The organism is Mycobacterium sp. E2989, from assembly GCF_001667595.1.
Taxonomy (GTDB): Bacteria; Actinomycetota; Actinomycetes; order Mycobacteriales; family Mycobacteriaceae; genus Mycobacterium.
This window is the reverse complement of record NZ_LZJX01000036.1, coordinates 1-19,586: the sequence shown is the minus strand read 5'-3', so window position 1 is coordinate 19,586 and position 19,586 is coordinate 1. Positions and strand designations below refer to the sequence as shown.

The window sequence follows — 19,586 nt, the reverse complement described above, 5'->3', positions numbered from 1 at the left end:
CGCGGACACGGGCCAAGACGGCATCGAGATCGTCGAACACCGCGTCGACGTCTGGATGACCGCTTGGACTCATACCCCCGAACCTAACGACCCCCACCGACAAAAACGCGCCCGAAAATCGCCATAGATACACACTCGCGCAAAAACTTTCAAAACTTCGCCCGAGCCGTGCGGGCGCCGGACCAAAAAGCCGCAATATACCCGCTCGGAGACCTGCCGGGCGAGGTCCCGCGTCTTGTCGGTGCGCGGACTTAAGCTCGCGATGCCCGGATAACCACGCAGTTCGAAAGGGGGCCGCCGCCATGCGATTCCTGCACACCGCCGACTGGCAGCTCGGCATGACGCGGCACTTCCTTGCCGGTGACGCCCAGCCGCGCTACTCCGCGGCCCGGCGCGACGCGGTGGCCGGTCTGGGAGCGCTGGCGGCGGAGGTTGGCGCCGAGTTCGTCGTGGTGTCCGGCGATGTCTTCGAGCACAATCAGCTTCCCCCGCAGGTCGTCGGGCAGAGCCTGGAAGCCATGCGCGCCATCGGGATTCCGGTCTACCTGCTGCCGGGCAACCACGACCCGCTGGACGCCTCGTCGGTCTACACCAGCGCGCTGTTCGCCGCCGAACGCCCCGACAACGTGGTGGTGCTCGACCGGGCCGGCATCCATCAGGTGCGGCCCGGTCTGGAGATCGTCGCCGCGCCGTGGCGATCCAAGGCCCCCACCACCGATTTGGTTGCGGAAGTTCTCGGCGGCCTGACGCCCGGGCCCGTCACCCGCATCCTCGTCGCCCACGGCGGGGTCGACATCCTCGACCCCGATCGCGACAAGCCCTCCCTGATCCGGCTCGCCGCGCTCGAGGACGCGCTGGCGGCCGGCGCAGTGCACTATGTCGCACTGGGGGACAAGCATTCGCGCACCGAGGTCGGCAACAGTGGCCGGGTCTGGTATTCGGGGGCGCCGGAGGTCACCAACTTCGACGACGTCGAATCGGACCCGGGCCATGTCCTCATCGTCGAGATCGACGAAGCCGACCGGCGCCGCCCCGTCACGGTGGAGCCGCGGCACGTCGGCCGCTGGCGGTTCGTCACCATGCACCGGCAGGTCGACACCAGCCGCGACATCGCCGACCTGGACCTGAATCTGGACCTGATGACCGACAAGGAGCGCACCGTGGTGCGGTTGGCGCTCACCGGATCGCTGACGGTCACCGACCGCGCCGCGCTGGATGCGTGTCTGGACAAGTACTCCCGCTTGTACGCCTGGCTCGGCCTGTGGGACCGCCGCACCGACCTGGCGGTCATCCCGGCCGACGGCGAATTCAGCGACCTCGGCATCGGGGGATTCGCCGCCGCGGCCGTCGACGAACTGGTGGCCACCGCCCGCGAGGGAGACTCCGAGCACGCCGTCGACGCGCAGGCCGCGCTGGCATTACTACTACGCCTCACCGATCGGGGCGCCGCATGAAGTTGCACCGCCTGATCCTGACGAACTACCGCGGCATCACGCACCGCGAGATCGACTTCCCCGACCACGGCGTCGTCGTGCTGTGCGGCGCCAACGAGGTCGGCAAGTCGTCGATGATCGAAGCCTTGGACCTGCTGCTGGAGGCCAGGGACCGCTCGACGAAGAAGGAAGTCAAGCAGGTCAAGCCCACCCACAGCGACGTCGGCTCCGAGGTGAGCGCCGAACTGAGTTGCGGCCCTTATCGATTCGTCTATCGCAAGCGGTTCCACAAGAAATGCGAAACCGAGCTGACGATTCAGGCGCCGCACCACGAGCAGCTCACCGGCGACGAGGCGCACGAACGGGTCCGCGCGATGCTCGCCGAAACGGTGGACAGCGACCTGTGGCATGCCCAGCGGGTGCTGCAGTCCGCGTCGACGGCCGCGGTGGATTTATCGGGCTGCGACGCGCTGTCGCGTGCGCTCGATGTGGCCGCCGGCGACACCGGCGCGCTGTCCGGCACCGAGCCGTTGCTCATCGAACGCATCGACGCGGAGTATGGGCGCTACTTCACCCCGACCGGGCGTCCCACCGGTGAATGGGCCGCGGCGATCACCCGGCTGGCCGACGCCGAGGCCGCGGTGGCGGAATGCGCCGCGGCGGTCGCCGAGGTCGACGAGCGGGTGAATCGGCACGCCGTCCTGACCGAACAGGTGGCCGAGCTCGAGCAGCAACGCGTCGCCGCAGGCCCCCGGCTCGTCGCCGCGCAGGAGGCCGCGGAAAGGATCGCCGAACTGACCGGCCAGGCGCGCGAGGCCGGGTTGGTCGCGACCGCCGCGGTGGCGACGAGCGCCGCGGCGACAACCGCGCACAACGCGCGGCTGCAACTACTCGCCGAAATCGACGCCCGCACAGCCGCTGTCGCGGCCGCCGAGGCCCAGGCACTGGAGGCCGTCGAAGCGTGCGGGGTGGCTCAGGTCGACGCCCAGACCGCCGCCGCCGCGGCTCAGGAAGCCGCCGAAGCCCTTGCGGACCTACAACGCCGCGCCGAATCCGCCCGCAACACCGTGGCTCAGCTCGCCAATCGCGACGAGGCCGAGCGGTTGAGCGCCCGGCTGGCCAAGGTTGACGCCATCCAACAAAACCGCGACCAAGTGTGCGCGGCGCTGGGCGAGATCGCCATCACCGAGCAGCTGCTGCGACGCATCGAGACCGCCGCGGCCGCTGTCGAGCGCATCGGCGACCAGCTGGCATCGACGTCCGCCGCCGTCGAGTTCACCGCCGCCGCCGACATCGAACTCGTCGTCGGCGACCAGCGAATCTCGTTGTCCGAGGGCGAGACCTGGTCCACCACGACCACCGGGCCCACCGCGGTCCGGGTCCCCGGCGTCCTCGCCGCGCGGATCACGCCCGGCGCGACGACGCTCGATGTGCAGGCGAAACACGATGCGGCACAACAAGAACTGGCTGCCGCCTTGGCCGCCGCCGTGGTGACCGATGTCGCCGCCGCTCGAGCCTCCGATCAGCAGCGCCGCGAACTGCAGAGCAGCCGCGACCAGTTGAGCGCCACCCTGGCCGGCCTGTGCGGTGACGAGGAGATCGACCAACTACGCGCCCGGCTCGAGCAGCTGCGCGCCGGGCAACCAGAGTCGGACCAGCCCGCGGCGGACATCGGCGCCGCCCGCGACGAACTCGCGGCCCTCGAAGCGGCGGTCTTGACGGCGACGGCCGAATCCGAGGACCACCGCCGGAGTGCCGCCGCCACCACCGCGCGGCTCACCGAGTTATCCACCCGCGCAACGGTTCTCCAGAACGCGCTGGAGACGCAGCGCGGCGAGCTCGGCGCCGCCACCGACCGGCTGGCCCATGAGCGGGCATCGGCCGGTGATGACGAGCTGGCGTCGGCGGCGGACACGGCGCTGCAGGCGGCACGGGCCGCCGAAGGCCGCCACGCCGAACTGGCAGGCGCGCTGGCGGCGGCGAACCCGAGCGCGGTGCAGGCCGAATTGGCCGCCGCGACAAAGCAAACGGAGGAACTGCGGGAGCGTTACGACGAGGCGGCCCGGGAGTTGCGCGAGACCACCATCGAACTGTCGGTGTTCGGCGGCGAGGGGCGCCAGGGCAAGCTCGACGCCGCGGAAACCGAACGTGAGCACGCCGTCAGCGAGCACATCCGGGTGGGCAGCCGGGCGCGCGCGGCGCGGTTGTTGCGGTCGGTGATGACGCGCCACCGCGACACCACCCGCCAGCGGTACGTCGAGCCCTACCGCGCCGAACTGCAACGGCTCGGGCGGCCGGTGTTCGGCCCCACCTTCGAGGTCGACATCGACAGCGACCTGTGCATCCGCAGCCGCACGCTCAATGGCGTCACGGTGCCCTACGAATCGTTGTCGGGCGGAGCCAAGGAGCAGCTCGGCATCCTCGCGCGGCTGGCCGGCGCGGCCATGGTCGCCAAGGAGGACGCCGTCCCGGTGGTCGTCGACGACGCGCTGGGGTTCAGCGATCCCGACCGGCTGGCGAAGATGGGCGAGGTCTTCGACACGGTGGGCACGCACGGGCAGGTGATCGTGCTGACCTGCAGCCCCGACCGGTACGACGGCGTCAAGGGCGCGCACCGCATCGATCTCAGCGCCTAGCCCGGGGCCTGAACTGCGCCAATCCGGCTCACGGGCAGAATGGGGCCATGGCGGGGCGACACCGATGACGATGACTGCGAAGCGGCGCCGCACGCAGCAGAAGCTGGCGGCGCTACCAGGTGTGCGGCCCGTGCGCCGGCCGATCTCCCCGGATAACCCCGACGAGTTCGATCTGTACTACGTGCGCACCGGAAGGAAGTCCGCCCACCCGGTCGTCATCATCCCGGGAGGTCCCGGGGTGGCCTCGGTGCAGATGTACAGGGGTCTGCGGCGCCGCGCAGCGGCCGCGGGCCTGGACGTCATCATGATCGAACACCGCGGGGTGGGCATGTCCCGCCACGACGACACCGGCGCGGATCTGCCGCCCGAGGCGATCACCGTGAACCAGGTCGTCGACGACATCGCCGCCGTGCTCGACGACGCCCACGTCGACTCGGCCGTCATCTACGGCGCCTCGTACGGCACCTACATCGCCTCCGGGTTCGGCGTGCGCCATCCCGGCCGGGTGCGGGCCATGGTGCTGGACTCGCCGCTGCTGTCACGGCATGACATCGTGATCGTGCGCCGCGCGATCCGCCGGCTGCTGCTCAGGGGCGACAGCCCCGAAACCGCCGCGCTGGCGCCGAAAATGCGCAAACTCGTCGACGCCGGCGTGATGACCGCCGCGGCCACCCAGGTCGTGGCGACCATCTACGGTTACGGCGGCGCCGAGCTGCTCGAGCGCCAACTCGACCTGCTGCTGGACGGCCGAAAGCTGTTGTGGTGGGCGCTGTCCCGGTTCACCACCCTGAGCCACCTGCCGTATCGCTACGAGGAAGACCTGGTGAGCCGCATCGCGTTCCGCGAGCTCGACTACGCCGCGGAACCCGACGGATTGCCGCTCGACCCCGCCGTCGCCGAACGCGAGGCGCGCACGCAGAAGGTGTCTTTCGAGGACGAGCCCTACGACCTGCCGACCGAGCTGCCGAACTTCAACTGGCCCAACGTGGTGGTGTCGGGCGGTCGTGATCTGATCACCCCGCCGGCGGTCGCCGAGCGCGAGGCCCTGCTGCTCCCCAACGCGGTGTTGCTGAAGTTGCCCAACATGGCGCACAGCGCGCTGGACTTTCGCGAGCCCGCCGCGATCGCCATCGCAAAAGCGGTGTGGCGCGGCGAAGCCGAGAGCCTCATCGCGGAAGCGCCCGCGCTCGACGCCCTTCCGGCGCGCCCCGAGCTGCGCTTGCTGTGGAAGGCGATCGGGGTGGCCGCCACCGTGGAGGGCGCCCTGCCGATCCCGGCCTGGCTGCGCCGCATCAACTCCGCGTGAACCCGATTGCGGTGTAGCGCAAGTCGCCCAGACCGGCCGCGCCGAAGTTGGCCAGCGTGCTGCGGACCGCGACGTCGCCCGGCGATTGCGTCAGCGGCAGGCTGAAGCCTTCGGCCCAGATGAGCTTGTCGAGGTCGTTCGCCAGCGCCCTCGCCCTTTCGGGGTCGAGTTCTTCCAGCGTCCGCTCGATCGCCGCGTCGATCTGGGGGCCGCCGATCTTGCCGAAGTTGCTCTCCCCGCTCGACAGGTAGATCTGGGTCAGTGCCGAGAGCGGGAAAGCGTCGCCCAGCCAACCGAATTGGGCCATGTCGAAGTCCCCGACGTTGATGTAGTTGGTGAAGAATCCGCTGCCGGCTCTGGCCACGAGGTCGAGCTTGACACCGATCTGCGCGAGGCTGTGCTGCGCGATCTGGGCGAACTGCCGACTGCCCTGGGCGTCGTAGAACAGATCGCGGATCACCAACTGGCGGCCGTCCTTCTCCCGGAACTGACCGTTGAGCCTCCACCCCAGGGCGTCGAGCTCGCGTTTGGCCGCCTCCGGGTCGTAGGGGACGACCGCGCTGTTGTCCTGGTAGCCCTTCTGCCCCGCGACGTAGATGTGGTTGCCCAGCGCCACCGGGTCGCTGGTGAGCCCGTACTGGACGACCTTGGCGATGGTGCGCCGATCGATGCCCTTGGCCACCGCGAGCCGTAACGCCTTGTCGGACAGGATGGATCCGGGCGCGCCGTTGAACGTGGAGTGCGACCACGCGGGGGCCGGGGCGCGCCGGATCGAGATGCCCTTCGTGCGCTGGGCGATGGTCAGCTGGTCCACGGTGCCGACGCCGGACGCGTCGATGGTGTTGTTCTGCAACGCCGGTAGCCGCGCGGCGTCATCGAGCACCAGGTAGGTGATGTTGTCCAGGCGCGGTCGATCACCCCACCATTTCGGGTTGCGGGACAACACGATCCGCTGGGTGGTTCGGTCCAGCGACGTGACGATGAAGGGGCCCGCGGACGGGCCGGGCCCGTCGAGTTGGCCCTTGTTGAAGGCCTCGGGCGTGGCGGTCATGCTGCGGGGCAGCAGCATGCCGTTGCCGGCGAACATGCCGCGCCACTCGGCGTACGGCTTGGCGAAGGTCATGACGGCCTGCCGGTCGTCCACGCCCCGGGTGACCGACGCGACGCGGTCGGCGCCGCTGGGCCCGGCGATCTCGAACGTCTTGTCGGCGCCGCTCAGCGCGTGGATCTGGCTGGCGATGTCCTCCCACGTGATCGGTGTGCCGTCGGACCACACCGCCTTGGGGTTGATCGTGTAGGTCACCACCTGCGGTGCGGTGCCGGTGAGTTCGACGCTGGTGAAGTAGTCGGTGTCGACGGTGGTCGAGCCGTCAGCGCCGAGGATGAATGCCCGCGGCAACGTGGCCTTCATCATGGCGGCGACTTCGGCCGAATTGCCGTCGATGTGCAGGATGTTGAAGTTGGGCGGGAAGTCGGTGAGCGCCAGGCGCAGGCTGCCGCCGTCCTGCAGCGTGGCGGGATCGTGGGGATTGATGTCGCTGGTCGTGCCGATCTCGGCGCCGTGGCCGGTCTCCGGCATCAGGCTGATGGCCGGTGAGCATCCCGAGATCCCCACCGCCATGGCGAGAAGCGCCGTCGCCACCCGCCTAGACACGTTTGCCCGGATCGGGTTGTGGCACGGCGCCCAGCAGCCGCCGGGTGTAGTCGTGCTGCGGGTCGCCGAATACCTGCCGGCTGTCGCCCTGCTCCACAATTGTGCCGGCATACATCACCACCACCTGGTGCGCGAGGTGCTTGACCACCGAAAGATCATGGGAGACAAACAGATACGAGAGGCTAAACCGCCCCTGCAGGTCGAGCAACAGGTTGATGATGCCGGCTTGGATGGAGACGTCGAGGGCCGACACCGGTTCGTCGAGCGCCAGGATCTTCGGCTGCAACGCCAGCGCCCGCGCGATGCCGATGCGCTGTTTCTGCCCGCCGGAGAACTCGGCGGGGTAGCGCGCGGCGTCGGCCCGGCGCAACCCAACGATGTCGAGCAACTCGGCGACCCGGGCGTTGGTCTCGCTCTTGCCGAAGTCGTTGGCCAGCAACGGTTCGGCGAGCAGGTCGAAGACGGGCAGCCGTGGGTCCAGCGACGCCACCGGGTCCTGGAACACAACCTGGATGTCGCGCCGCAGACTTCGCCGGCGGGACGCGGTCAGGGTCGCGACATCGGCACCGAGCACCTCGATGGAGCCGGCTTGCGGCGCAACGAGTTCCAGGATCTCGTGCAGGGTGGTCGACTTGCCCGAACCCGACTCGCCGACGATGCCCAGGGTGCGGCCCTGCCGCAGTTCGAAACCGACGCCGTCGACCGCGCGCACCTCACCGACGGTGCGGCGCAGCACCACGCCTTTGGTCAGCCGGAACGTCTTGACCAGATCGCGCACCCGCACGACGACCGGCGAGTCGCCGGATTCCGGCCGGTGGACGTCCGTCTTGACCCCGTAGATGTCGGCGGCACTGCGCCCGTTGACCTGGTCGGTGCGGATGCAGGCCGCGCGGTGACCGGCGCCGACGGCGAGCAACTCCGGTTCCTCCGTGCGGCATTCGTCGATCACCAGCGGGCAACGCGGCGCGAAGGGGCAGCCGGGTTCCAGCCCCACCAGCGACGGCGGCGCGCCGGGGATGGGCACCAGCCGAGTGCCCTGCGCGGCGTCGAGCCGCGGAACCGAGCCCAACAGCCCGACGGTGTAGGGCATTTGGCGATCGCGGTACAGGTCGTGCACCCCGGCGGATTCGACCACCCGGCCGGCGTACATCACCAGTGCGCGGTCGGCGAACTCGGCGACCACGCCCAGGTCGTGGGTGATGATGAGCACGCCGGCGCCGGTGATGTCGCGCGCGGTCTTGAGTACCTCGAGGATTTGCGCCTGCACGGTGACGTCGAGCGCGGTGGTGGGTTCGTCGCAGATCAACAGGTCCGGGTCGTTGGCGATCGCGATCGCGATGACGACGCGCTGGCGTTCGCCGCCGGACAGCTCGTGCGGGAAGGCGCGGGCGCGGCGTTCGGGCTGCGCGATGCCGACCAGCTCGAGCAGTTCCACCGCGCGGCGGCGGGCGGTATTGCGGCCCACGCGCGGCTGGTGGATTTCGATCGCCTCGGCGATCTGGTCGCCGACGGTGTAGACGGGCGTCAGCGCCGACATCGGATCCTGGAACACCATGCCGACCGTCTTGCCGCGGAACCGCGACATCGCGTCGTCGCCCAGGCCGAGCAGCTCGGTGCCCTGCAACCGCACCGAGCCCCGCACCCGCGCGTACTCCGGCAGCAGGCCCACCACCGCCATCGCCGAAACCGACTTGCCCGAACCGGATTCGCCGACCATCGCCACCACTTCGCCCGGGGCGATGTCATAGCTGATGCCGCGCACGGCGGTCACCGGCTGGCCGTCCGTCGGAAACGTCACGGCCAGGTCGGTCACCTCCAGCAGCGCGCTCACCGGTCGCCACCCCGCAACATGCCGGCGCCCGGATCGAGCGCGTCGCGCAGGCCGTCGCCGGTCACGTTGGCGCACACCAGGATCAGCACCAGCACGCCCGCCGGGAACAGGAACACCCACGGGAAGGTGGTCGCGGACTGGGTGCCGTTGGCGATCAGCGTGCCCAGCGACACGTCGGGCGGCTGAATGCCGAAGCCGAGGAAGCTCAGCCCCGTCTCGGCCAGGATGGCCGAGGCGACGTTGAGGGCGGCGTCGATGATCAAGATCGAGGCCACGTTGGGCACCACGTGACGCAGGATGATCCGGCGGCTGGACACGCCCATGTACCTTGCGGCCCTGATGAATTCGCGTTCGCGCAGGCTCATGGTCATGCCGCGCACCATGCGCGAACTGATCATCCAGCCGAACCCGGCCAGCAGCAGGACGAGCATCAGGATGTTGGCGGAGCTCTTGGTGCGCGGGGTGACGATGGCGATGAGGATGAAGCTGGGCACCACGAGCAGCAGGTCGACCAACCACATCAGCGCCCGGTCCCGCCAGCCGCCGAAATAGCCGGCGATCGAGCCGACGGTGGCGGCGATGCCGGTGGAGATGACCGCCACGCACACCCCGATCAGCATCGACTTCTGCATGCCCCGCAGGATCTGCGCCAGCAGGTCTTGGCCCAGCGCGTTGGTTCCCAGCCAGTGCCGGGCGTTCGGCGGTTGCAGCAGCGCGTCGAAATCGAGGTCGTCATAGGAGAACGGCAGCACCGCCGGCAGCGTGTAGCAGCCGACGAACAACAGCACCAGCAGCGTCAGCGCGGCGACCGCCAACCGGTTGCGCAGGAACCGGCGCAGCACCAGGGTGCGGCGCGAGGTGAACTCCTCGGCTTTCGGGGCCGAAATCCCTTGAGCCGCTTCGACTGTGGGCTCGGACGTCATGACACCCGCACCCTTGGATCGAGGGCCGCGTAGAAGACGTCCGACAGCAGGCCGGCCAGCAGCACCACCGTCCCGGAGAACAGCGTGATCGCGGCGATGATGTAGGTGTCCTGCGTCGCGATGCCCTGCACCAGCCATTCGCCCATGCCGTGCCAGCCGAAGATCTTCTCCACGAACACCGCGCCGGTGACGAGCCCGGCCACCCCGTAGGCGAACAGGGTGGCCAACGGGATCAGCGCGGTGCGCAGCCCGTGCTTGACCAGCGCACGCCGGCGGGTGAGCCCTTTGGCGCGCGCGGTGCGAATGAAATCCTGGCCCAGGACGTCGAGCATCGCGTTGCGCTGATAACGGCTGTATCCGGCGGCGGCGGCCAAGGTCAGGGTGAGCGTGGGCAGGATCAGATGCCGCAGCCGGTCCACCAACTGGTGCCAGGCCCCGCCGCCGACGCCCGGTGAGGTTTCCCCGGTGTAGTCGAACAGGTGCACGCCGAGCGCCCAGTTCACCCGCAGCGCACCCAGGATCAGCAGGTTGGCGATGACGAACGTCGGGGTGCTGAGGATCAGCAGGGCCACCATGGTGACGAGGCGGTCGCTCAGCCGGTATTGGCGGATGGCGCCCCACGCGCCGGCCACGATGCCCAGCACCGTGCCCGCGAGCGACCCAATGACCAGCAGCCGCAGCGTGACTCCCACGCGGCGCCACAGTGTCGCCCCGACGGGTTGGCCGGTGATGGTCTTGCCGAAGTCGCCGCGAACGGCATGCGAGGCCCACTGGGCGTAGCGCATCGGTATCGGCTTGTCCAAATTGAGCGCGTGGGCCTTGGCGTCGATCACGGACTGCGGCGGCCGCGGGCTGCGCTGCAGCAGGCTGTCCAGCGGCCGGAAGGCCACCGACGTCAGGCAGAACGTGAGAAACGATGCCAGCGCCAGCAGCACCACGTAGTTGAGCAGGCGGCGCGCCAAGAAGCGAATCATCCCCGACCGCACCCGCCTCGCATTGGGACAGGTTAACGAGCCGGGCCCGGACCGGCCCGTTGCGGCGGCCGGATCCTTGTGATCCGGCTGATTTTCATGCGTCAATAATCGGTGGCCCGTTGTTAGCATCCACCGCGGTGTTGCGACATTTCCGAGGAGGCTCGCGTGACGGTTACCGACGACTACCTGGCCAACAACGCCCAATATGCGAGCACCTTCCAGGGGCCGCTGCCCTTGCCGCCGGCCAAACACGTCGCGGTGGTCGCGTGCATGGACGCCCGGATCGACGTCTATCGCGTCCTCGGCATCAACGAGGGCGAGTCGCACGTGATCCGCAACGCCGGGGGAGTCGTCACCCATGACGTCATCCGCTCGCTGGCCATCAGTCAGCGGCTATTGGGGACGCGGGAGATCATCCTGATCCATCACACCGACTGCGGGATGCTCACCTTCGCCGACGACGACTTCAAGCGCGCCATTCAAGAGGAGACCGGCCTCAAGCCGCCGTGGGCGGCAGAGGCCTTCCCCGACGTCGCCGAGGACGTCCGGCAGTCGTTGCGCCGCATCGAGGCCAGCCCGTTCGTGACCAAGCACGTGTCCGCGCGCGGGTTCGTCTTCGACGTCGCCACGGGGAAGCTGCAGGAAATCAGGGCCTAGCGTTCAGCCCACCTTGTAGGTGGCCAGGGCCTTCGCGACGAGCGTGCCCTGCGGGTCGACGATCTCGGCCTCGCAGTTGACCAGCGACCGGCCGCGCCGCAGCACCCGGCCGACCCCGATGACGTCGGTGGCGCGGGCCGGGGCCATGAAGTCCAACGTCATCGACACGGTCACGCCCCGCAGCTCCGGGGGAGCCTGCGCGCCGCACCAGGCCGCGGCCATGACGGTGACATCGGCGAGGGTGGCGATCGCGCCGCCGTGCACCATGTCGCCGAGGGTCACGTTGGCGGGATCCCACGGCAGCCGCAGCCTGACCTCCCGGTCGTCGAGTCGGTCGGCGACGATGCCCAGCTTCGCGACGAATGGCGACTGGGGCAGGAACGCCGCGATGACGTCACGGCCACTCGGTGCGGGCTCGGCAGGCATCCGCTCATGCTGTCGCACCGCAGACCGGCCGGAAAAGGGCCGCCGCCGCACTTGACCCGATATGTCCGGTGTCCGGCCGCCGCGCCATCGCAACGCCGGGCACTTGACAACCGTCGGGCCGAACTGATGCTATGTAGGGCAAAGCTGCCAAACTTGACCGACTCTACCAGGTTTACCCGAGGAAGCCATGACCAGCGATCTGAAGGCGGGCCCCGCCGCCGGCCAGTACGAGCTGAGCCATTTGCGCTCGCTCGAGGCCGAAGCGATCCACATCATCCGGGAGGTGGCCGCCGAGTTCGAGCGGCCGGTGCTGCTGTTCTCGGGCGGCAAGGACTCCATCGTCATGCTGCACCTGGCGCTGCGGGCGTTCCGGCCCGGGCGGTTGCCCTTCCCGGTGATGCACGTCGACACCGGCCACAACTTCGACGAGGTGATCGCCACCCGCGACGAGCTGGTCGCCGAGCACGGCGTGCGCCTGGTGATCGCCTCGGTCCAGGAGGACATCGACGCCGGCCGGGTCGTCGAGCCCAAGCAGGGACGCAACTCGATCCAGACGGTGACGCTGCTGCGCGCCATCCGGGAGAACAAGTTCGACGCGGCGTTCGGCGGCGCCCGCCGCGACGAGGAGAAGGCGCGCGCCAAGGAGCGGGTGTTCAGCTTCCGCGACGAGTTCGGCCAGTGGGACCCGAAGGCGCAGCGGCCCGAGCTGTGGAACCTGTACAACGGCCGGCACCACAAGGGCGAGCACATCCGCGCGTTCCCGCTGTCCAACTGGACCGAGTTCGACATCTGGTCCTACATCGGCGCGGAGGACATCGCGCTGCCCTCGATCTATTACGCCCACCGGCGCAAGGTGTTTCGCCGCGACGGCATGCTGCTCGCGGTCGACCGGCACATGCGGCCGCGCGACGACGAGCCGGTGTTCGAAGCGACGGTGCGGTTCCGCACGGTCGGCGACGTCACCTGCACCGGATGCGTGGAGTCGGAGGCCTCGACCGTGGAGGAGGTCATCGCCGAGACCGCGGTGTCGCGGCTGACCGAACGCGGCGCGACCCGGGCCGACGACCGCATCTCGGAGGCCGGGATGGAAGACCGCAAACGGCAGGGGTACTTCTGATGGCCACACCGACGACGCTGCTTCGCCTGGCCACCGCGGGTTCCGTCGACGACGGCAAGTCCACGCTGATCGGGCGGCTGCTCTACGACTCCAAGGCCGTCATGGAGGACCAGTGGGCGGCGGTGGAGCAGACGTCCAAGGAGCGCGGCCACGACTACACGGACCTGGCGCTGGTGACCGACGGCCTGCGCGCCGAACGCGAGCAGGGCATCACGATCGACGTCGCCTACCGCTACTTCGCCACTCCCAAGCGGAAATTCATCATCGCCGACACCCCGGGCCACATCCAGTACACCCGCAACATGGTGACCGGCGCGTCCACGGCCCAGCTGGTGATCGTGCTCGTCGACGCCCGGCACGGCCTGCTGGAGCAGTCCCGCCGGCACGCCTTCCTGGCCTCGCTGCTGGGCATCCAGCACATCGTGCTCGCGGTGAACAAGATGGACCTGATCGGCTGGGACAGGGAGAAATTCGAGGCGATTCGCGACGAATTCCACGCCTTCGCCGCGCGCCTGGACGTGCACGACGTGGCCACCATCCCGATCTCCGCGCTGCACGGCGACAACGTGGTGACCAAGTCCGACCAGACCCCCTGGTACGAGGGCCCGGCGCTGCTGTCGCATTTGGAGGAGGTCTACATCGCCGGTGACCGCAACCTGGTCGACGTGCGATTCCCCGTCCAGTACGTCATCCGGCCGCACACCCGCGAGCATCAGGACCACCGGAGCTACGCCGGCACCGTCGCCAGCGGGGTCATGCGCCCGGGCGACGAGGTCGTCGTCCTGCCGATCGGCAAGACCACCACGATCACCGCGATCCACGGGCCGAACGGCCCAGTGGAGGAAGCGTTTCCGCCGATGGCCGTGTCGGTGAGCCTGGCCGACGAGATCGACATCTCGCGCGGCGACCTGATCGCACGCACCAACAACCATCCCCGGGTCACGCAGGAATTCGACGCGACCGTGTGCTGGATGGCCGACGACGCCGCGCTGGAGCCGGGCCGTGACTACGTCATCAAGCACACCACCCGGACCACGCGCGCGCGGGTGACCGGGCTGGACTACCGGCTCGACGTGAACACCCTGCACCGCGACAAGTCGGCAACGGCCTTGCAGCTCAACGAACTCGGCCGAATCGCGCTGCGCACCCAGGTGCCGCTGCTGCTCGACGAGTACACCCGCAACGCCAGCACCGGTTCGTTCATCCTCATCGACCCGCACACCAACGGAACGGTTGCGGCGGGCATGGTGCTGCGCGACGTCTCGGTGCAGACGGCGAGCCCGAATACCGTGCGGCACAAGTCATCGGCCCTCGCCGAAGCCCGGCCACGCGGCAAGACGGTGTGGTTCACCGGCCTGTCCGGTTCCGGCAAGTCGTCGGTGGCCATGCTCGTCGAGCAGATGCTGCTCGAAAGGGGAAGCGCCGCTTACGTTCTCGACGGTGACAACCTGCGGCACGGCCTGAACGCCGACCTGGGCTTCTCCATGGCCGACCGCGCCGAGAACCTGCGCCGGCTGGCGCACGTGGCGGCGCTGCTGGCCGACGCGGGCAACGTCGTGCTCGTACCGGCGATCAGCCCGCTGACCGAGCAACGCGAAATGGCTCGTAATGTGCACGCCGCCGCGGGGTTCGACTTCATCGAGGTGTTCTGCGACACCCCGATCGAAGAATGCGAGCAGCGCGATCCGAAGGGGCTGTACGCCAAGGCCCGCGCCGGCGAGATCGCCCACTTCACCGGCATCGACAGCCCGTATCAACCGCCGGTCAACCCCGACCTGCGGCTGACGCCCGACCGCACCGTCGAGGAGCAGGCGCAGAGCATCGTCGATCTGCTCGAATCGCGGGCTTGACGCACGGCTGCGACTGATTGCCGCCGCCGGGTGGCACAATCCACAGAGTGCGCATGTCGGCGAAGGCGGAGTACGCGGTGCGGGCCATGGTCCAACTCGCCACGGTCCCCCATGGGACGTTGGTGAAGACCGACGACTTGGCCCAAGCGCAGGCCATACCACCGCAGTTCCTCGTCGACATCCTGACCAACCTGCGCACGGATCGCCTGGTGAGGAGCCATCGGGGCCGCGAGGGCGGCTATGAACTCGCCCGTCCGGGCAACGAGATCAGCATCGCCGACGTGCTGCGCTGCATCGACGGACCGCTGGCCAGCGTGCGCGACATCGGCCTGGGGGACCTGCCGTACTCGGGTCCGACGGCTGCGCTCACCGACGTGTGGCGGGCGCTGCGCGCGAGCATGCGCTCGGTGCTGGAGGAGACCACGCTGGCCGATGTCGCCGCCAACGCCCTGCCCAAGCACGTCGCGCAGTACGCCGACGACTATCGGACGCAGGAGAGCGCGCGGCACGGCACGCCGCGCGCCGGCGAATAGGCGCACCCCGCCCGCGGATTCAGCTCCCCGATCCGTACGGGCGGGTCAGGATTTCCATGGCGTGGCCCGAGGGGTCGCGGAAGTACACCCCGCGCCCGCCGTCCCTGTGGTTGATCTCGCCCGGCCGGTTGGCGCCCGGGTCCGCCCAATGCTCGAGGCCGCGTGACGAGATCTTGCCGTAAATGGAGTCGAACTCCTCCTCGGAAACCAGGAAGGCGTAGTGCTGCCGGGTGATCTCCGCGCCCTCGGGAGCGTCCGCATAGTCCAGGCTGACGTCGTGTTCGAGTTGCACAACCATGAAGTGGCCGAACGGCTTTGGGCTGGGCAGGCCGAACAACTCGGTGAGGAACTCCGCGGATTCGCGTTTGTCGCGGGCGGCGACGATGGTGTGGTTGAAATTGATGGCCATGGTGTTGATCCTATTTCGGTGCGGTGAGCTCCAGGGCGATGTTGTCGGGGTCGCGGAACTGCAGGATGTAGGACGGGCCGATGTCTTTCACCGGCTCATGCGTGATGCCGAGCTCGTCGAGATGCGTTGCCGCGGCGTCCAATTCGTCCTTGGTGGCCACCCGAAACGCGATGTGGTCGAGCCCGGTGCGGTCCTCGTCGAAGCGGTCGGTGGCGACCGGGCGCAGCCCGAGCAGCGTGCCGCCGAGGTCGTAGATGACGCCGCCGAACAGGAAGCTCAACTGGGCGCGGGTGGCCTCGTCGGCGTTGTCGGGCACCTCCAGGAGGACCGGCCAGCCGAACACGCTCTCGTAGAACTGCCGGGACCGCTCGATATCGGTGACAGTGAGCCGGACGTGCGCGATGGAACTGCTGGTGAAACCCATCTGCTCCATGCTGCCACTTGCGCGAGCCGATGTTGACTCCCATGCCAGAATCGCCGTCGTGCGGATTGCGATGACGCTGCCGGTGATGGAGCCGGACTTGGATGCGGGAATTCTGCAGAGCTGGGCACGCGCGATCGACGAGGGTCCGTTCTCGTCGTTGTGCTGGGGCGAGCGCATCGCGTTCGAAAACCCGGACAACCTGACGCTGCTGGGCGCGCTGGCCGCCTGGACCAGTCGGGTGCGGCTGTTGACGACGGTGATCGTGCCGCAGCTGCATGACCCCGTCATGCTGGCCAAGGCGCTGGCGACCGGCGACATGCTCTGCGGCGGGCGGCTGAGCGTGGGCATCGGGGTCGGCGGCAGGCACGAGGACTACCACGCCGTCGGCGCCGACCCGGCGACGCAGACCATGCGGGAGATGGCCGACCGGGTGGCCGTGATGAAGCGGGTCTGGGCCGGCGAAAAGCTCACCGAGTCGGTGCTTCCGGTCGGGCCGGCGCCGGTGCAGGCCGGTGGGCCGCCGCTGTTGGTGGGCAGCATCGGCCCGAAGACCATCCGCAGCGCGGCCGCCTGGGCCGCCGGACTGGCCGGGACCACGCTGGACCTGGATGTCGCCAAGCAGAACGAGCTGTTCGACGTCGCGCGCGACGCCTGGGCCCAGGCGGGCAAGGGCAGGCCGCACCTGGTGACGTCGTTCTGGTTCGCGTTCGGGCCGCCCGATCAGGCGCGCGCCCAGGTGCACCGTCACCTGCGGCGCTACATGAACTGGATTCCGGCGGAGTACGTCGACGCCATGGCGCCGACGACCGGGTGGGCCGGCACCGAGGAGGAGCTGCTGGCGGTGCTGCGCAAGTTCTCCGACATCGGCACCGACGAGGTGCAGCTCATCCCGACGAGCTCGGACGTCGACCAGCTCGCCCGCGCCGCGGACGTCGCCGCCCGGCTGTAGCGCTAAGCCACTAGGCGGACGCGCGCTCGTCGCCAGCGGCCGGCTGCTGGGGCGGCTGCCCCTTGCGCAGCGTCGCCAGCAACTCCCGATACGGGCCGACCAGGTACACGGTGTCGCCGCCGCGCAGCCAGGCGTCCCGGCGCGGGTGCAGCTCGACGGGCGCGTCCTGCCTAGTGATCGCGATGACGCGGGTCTGGGTGGACAACTCGAACATCTTCAGCCCGTCGAGCTCGCTGCCGGCCGCCACGTGCATGCCGCCGACCATGAACGAGCGCTGCCCGACGGAGAACGTGCCCAGCACCTGGAGGCCCATCGCGGCGCCGATGAACCACGGCGCGGCCAATTCGACGGTGGACCGGACGTTTTCGAACCCGAACCGTTGCGCCACCGCGGCCCCCAGCACGCGGTCGTAGACGCGCAGCACCAGGGGAACGTCGGGCCGGACGACTTCGGGCATGACGCGGGGGCCCAGCATCTCACGCAGCACGATCCCGGTTTCGATGTTGACCATGTCGTCCTGCGTCAGCACCGCCACCGCGCGGGCGTGATCCACGCGGGCGGACTCGAGGGTCTGGCGCAGCGTCGCGTCCCCGAAGATCACCGGCACGTCCAGGTCGGCGGCGGTCGACAGGTAGCGGTTGTTCTCGTCCCGCTCGACGACCGCGACGTCGTATCCGGCCAACCTCAGGTCGGCGACGACGCGGCTGCCGAACGACCCGAGCCCGACCACGATGACGTGATTGCGCAGGTGGCGGGCGCGGCGCCGCCCGACCGAGTGGGCGAACCGCCGCGACAACAGCAGGTCGGCGATGAAGGCGACGAGCAGCGCGGTGGTCGTGACGCCGGCGAACATCAACATGATGCTGAACAGCCGCAGCCAGGTGGGCTGCTGCAGGAAGCTGAAGTCGCCGTAACCGACCGTCGCGATCGTCTCGGTGCTGAAATACAGCGCGTCCAGCCACGTCATCCGCGGGTGCGGCTGGTAGCAGAAGCGCAGGATCACCGTCGATCCGACCAGCAGGCACGCCGCGGCCAGCAACGCCCGCGCGAACATCGGGTTGACGTCGTCGCGCAGGGCCCGCGCTGCGTCGATCGCGCGCCGCAGCCGGGTCAGGCGCGTGCGCGTCACCGTCGGCCGCGGGACCTTGATGCCGCGGGCGGCCAATTCCTCGGCGGTGCCGATCATCGCCGTCCAGTCACCGGCGTGTACCGACAGGTCGCGGCCCGGGCACGACACCACCTCCCCGGGGGTGGCGCAGTTCTCCCCATGAATCACCGCCACCGGTGCCAGATCGCCGTAGATCTCGCGCAGCGTCGCGTTGCGCGGCGCCTCGGCGCCGGAGACGACGAATTCGATGCCCGCCGCCTCGAACGGGTGCACGGTGTGCGCGAGGCAGGCCTCCACCACCGAGGGCGCCGCCAGGTCGGCGACGTCCAGAATCGCGCCGGGGCGCTTGTCGGCGGCCATCGCCGTCCGCAGCACGTCGTTGCCCAGCCGGGCCACCACCCGCACCCGGGGGTTGGCTTTCCTTGCCAGCAGCGCGATTTCGAGGTTCGTCGCGTCGTCGTCGCCGACACAGATCACGGCGCGGGCGCGGGTGACTTCGGCGTTTTCGAGCTCGCCGGCGTTTTCGAGCTTGACGATGTGCACGCCGGCGTTGTTGAGCTCCTCGACGATCGTGGTCGCCAACGCGTCGTCACCGCTCACGATGATGTGGCCGCGCATGGTTACGCCCGCTTCGGGTCGTCCGGCATAACCCCCACCTCTGCTGACGTTGGCGTTTTGTTCCTATGACTATCAGGCACCATGCCGATTCATGCCAGCCCGACACCGGACGCGCTGACGGCGAGGTGAATTGCCAGCGGGCCTCGCGAGGGATTCGATAGCGGTATGACGCAGCCGGAACTGCCGGGGCCGCTCGCCGCCTTAACCCGGCTCATCTCCGAGCGCATCGCCGCGGCCGATTTCGCCGGGGCGTTGCCCCTGATGAACGAGCTGGTCACCGTGTGCCGCCCGATCCTGGGGGAGCGACACCCCAACGTGTTGGACATGAAGCTCGCGCTGGTGCACCTGCAGCTCCAGATGGGCGACCAGGCCGGGGCCTACGCCGTCCTCGAGCAGCTGGTACCCGAGTTCGAGGAGGTACTCGGCCGCGAGCACATCACCACGCTGACGGCGCGCCACATGTTCGCCGACCGGCCGCAGCAGGAGGGGCGGGCCGCGCTGGCCGAATGGCAGCAGCTGCTGGCCGACGAGGAGCGGGTGCTGGGCGTCGAGCACCCGGGACCGCGCGGCGAGGACCTGTTCACCCTCGGCGATGGCGCCCGGGTAGTCGCCGAGCTCCTTGCGCTTCTGCGCAACCCGGTCCCTGGACGTCAGCGCGGTGGGGTGCTCGACGCCCAGCACCCGCTCCTCGTCGGCCAGCAGCTGCTGCCATTCGGCCAGCGCGGCCCGCCCCTCCTG

16 protein-coding genes and 1 pseudogene are annotated in these 19,586 nt (G+C 69.3%); 9 read left to right on the top strand and 8 right to left on the bottom strand.

Features of this window, described 5'->3' with window-relative positions; all coding sequences use genetic code 11:
* Positions 1-302 precede the first annotated feature (302 nt).
* From A5680_RS07780 to A5680_RS07770, 3 genes are all read left to right on the top strand, one after another.
* Positions 303-1,454, top strand: a complete 1,152-nt coding sequence (locus tag A5680_RS07780) for an exonuclease SbcCD subunit D (protein ID WP_067817923.1) — start codon at positions 303-305, stop codon at positions 1,452-1,454.
* Positions 1,451-4,069 carry an AAA family ATPase gene (locus A5680_RS07775; protein WP_067817921.1) on the top strand — a complete coding sequence of 873 codons (2,619 nt, stop codon included), beginning with the start codon at positions 1,451-1,453 and terminating at the stop codon, positions 4,067-4,069. Before A5680_RS07780 ends, A5680_RS07775 begins: the two co-directional genes overlap by 4 nt.
* A 64-nt stretch (positions 4,070-4,133) precedes the next feature.
* Positions 4,134-5,375 (top strand): alpha/beta hydrolase, encoded by a 1,242-nt coding sequence (locus tag A5680_RS07770; RefSeq protein ID WP_067817917.1) that lies wholly within the window; start codon positions 4,134-4,136, stop codon positions 5,373-5,375.
* On the opposite strand, the gene A5680_RS07765 is transcribed toward A5680_RS07770, so the two are convergent.
* The 4 genes from A5680_RS07765 to A5680_RS07750 are packed head-to-tail and all read right to left on the bottom strand — an operon-like array spanning position 5,362 to position 10,757.
* Positions 5,362-6,996, bottom strand: coding sequence for an ABC transporter family substrate-binding protein (locus tag A5680_RS07765; protein WP_067817914.1), 1,635 nt, complete (start codon positions 6,994-6,996; stop codon positions 5,362-5,364). The two genes, A5680_RS07770 and A5680_RS07765, sit on opposite strands and share 14 nt — an antisense overlap.
* Positions 6,997-7,021: 25 nt before the next feature.
* A complete protein-coding gene (locus A5680_RS07760; RefSeq protein WP_067817912.1) occupies positions 7,022-8,860 on the bottom strand; it encodes an ABC transporter ATP-binding protein in 1,839 nt (612 codons plus the stop codon).
* The gene (locus tag A5680_RS07755) at positions 8,857-9,783 is read right to left on the bottom strand and encodes an ABC transporter permease (RefSeq protein WP_067817910.1); all 927 of its coding nucleotides are present in this window, start codon (positions 9,781-9,783) and stop codon (positions 8,857-8,859) included. Before A5680_RS07755 ends, A5680_RS07760 begins: the two co-directional genes overlap by 4 nt.
* Positions 9,780-10,757 (bottom strand): ABC transporter permease, encoded by a 978-nt coding sequence (locus A5680_RS07750; protein WP_067817908.1) that lies wholly within the window; start codon positions 10,755-10,757, stop codon positions 9,780-9,782. Before A5680_RS07750 ends, A5680_RS07755 begins: the two co-directional genes overlap by 4 nt.
* A 165-nt stretch (positions 10,758-10,922) precedes the next feature.
* Here A5680_RS07750 and A5680_RS07745 point away from each other — a divergent pair, with 165 nt between their 5' ends.
* The gene (locus tag A5680_RS07745; RefSeq protein ID WP_067817905.1) at positions 10,923-11,414 is read left to right on the top strand and encodes a carbonic anhydrase; all 492 of its coding nucleotides are present in this window, start codon (positions 10,923-10,925) and stop codon (positions 11,412-11,414) included.
* 3 nt (positions 11,415-11,417) lie between these two features.
* Here the strand turns inward: A5680_RS07745 and A5680_RS07740 are convergent, their stop codons facing one another.
* Complete coding sequence (locus A5680_RS07740; RefSeq protein ID WP_067817902.1) at positions 11,418-11,840, bottom strand: PaaI family thioesterase; 423 nt, start codon at positions 11,838-11,840, stop codon at positions 11,418-11,420.
* Positions 11,841-12,027: 187 nt separating this feature from the next.
* Between A5680_RS07740 and cysD the strand changes: the two genes are divergently transcribed.
* Genes cysD through A5680_RS07725 form a run of 3 tightly spaced genes read left to right on the top strand, consistent with a single transcriptional unit; the run spans position 12,028 to position 15,340 of the window.
* Positions 12,028-12,957: a sulfate adenylyltransferase subunit CysD gene (cysD, locus tag A5680_RS07735; RefSeq protein ID WP_055402410.1), complete on the top strand. Its 930-nt coding sequence runs from the start codon at positions 12,028-12,030 to the stop codon at positions 12,955-12,957.
* Positions 12,957-14,807, top strand: a complete 1,851-nt coding sequence (gene cysC, locus A5680_RS07730; protein ID WP_067817899.1) for an adenylyl-sulfate kinase — start codon at positions 12,957-12,959, stop codon at positions 14,805-14,807. Before cysD ends, cysC begins: the two co-directional genes overlap by 1 nt.
* 47 nt (positions 14,808-14,854) lie before the next feature.
* On the top strand, positions 14,855-15,340 hold the full coding sequence (locus A5680_RS07725; RefSeq protein ID WP_055402406.1) for an RrF2 family transcriptional regulator: 486 nt from the start codon (positions 14,855-14,857) through the stop codon (positions 15,338-15,340).
* Positions 15,341-15,359: 19 nt separating this feature from the next.
* Here the strand turns inward: A5680_RS07725 and A5680_RS07720 are convergent, their stop codons facing one another.
* The gene (locus A5680_RS07720) at positions 15,360-15,749 is read right to left on the bottom strand and encodes a VOC family protein (protein WP_055402403.1); all 390 of its coding nucleotides are present in this window, start codon (positions 15,747-15,749) and stop codon (positions 15,360-15,362) included.
* A 10-nt stretch (positions 15,750-15,759) separates the two neighbouring features.
* Positions 15,760-16,173, bottom strand: a complete 414-nt coding sequence (locus A5680_RS07715) for a VOC family protein (RefSeq protein WP_055402430.1) — start codon at positions 16,171-16,173, stop codon at positions 15,760-15,762.
* Positions 16,174-16,243: 70 nt separating this feature from the next.
* Here A5680_RS07715 and A5680_RS07710 point away from each other — a divergent pair, with 70 nt between their 5' ends.
* Positions 16,244-17,122, top strand: a complete 879-nt coding sequence (locus tag A5680_RS07710) for an LLM class flavin-dependent oxidoreductase (protein ID WP_067817896.1) — start codon at positions 16,244-16,246, stop codon at positions 17,120-17,122.
* A gap of 10 nt (positions 17,123-17,132) precedes the next feature.
* Here the strand turns inward: A5680_RS07710 and A5680_RS07705 are convergent, their stop codons facing one another.
* On the bottom strand, positions 17,133-18,848 hold the full coding sequence (locus tag A5680_RS07705) for an NAD-binding protein (protein ID WP_067817893.1): 1,716 nt from the start codon (positions 18,846-18,848) through the stop codon (positions 17,133-17,135).
* 165 nt (positions 18,849-19,013) lie between these two features.
* Between A5680_RS07705 and A5680_RS07700 the strand changes: the two are divergent.
* Positions 19,014-19,586: pseudogene (locus A5680_RS07700) on the top strand (tetratricopeptide repeat protein); the annotation flags it as partial.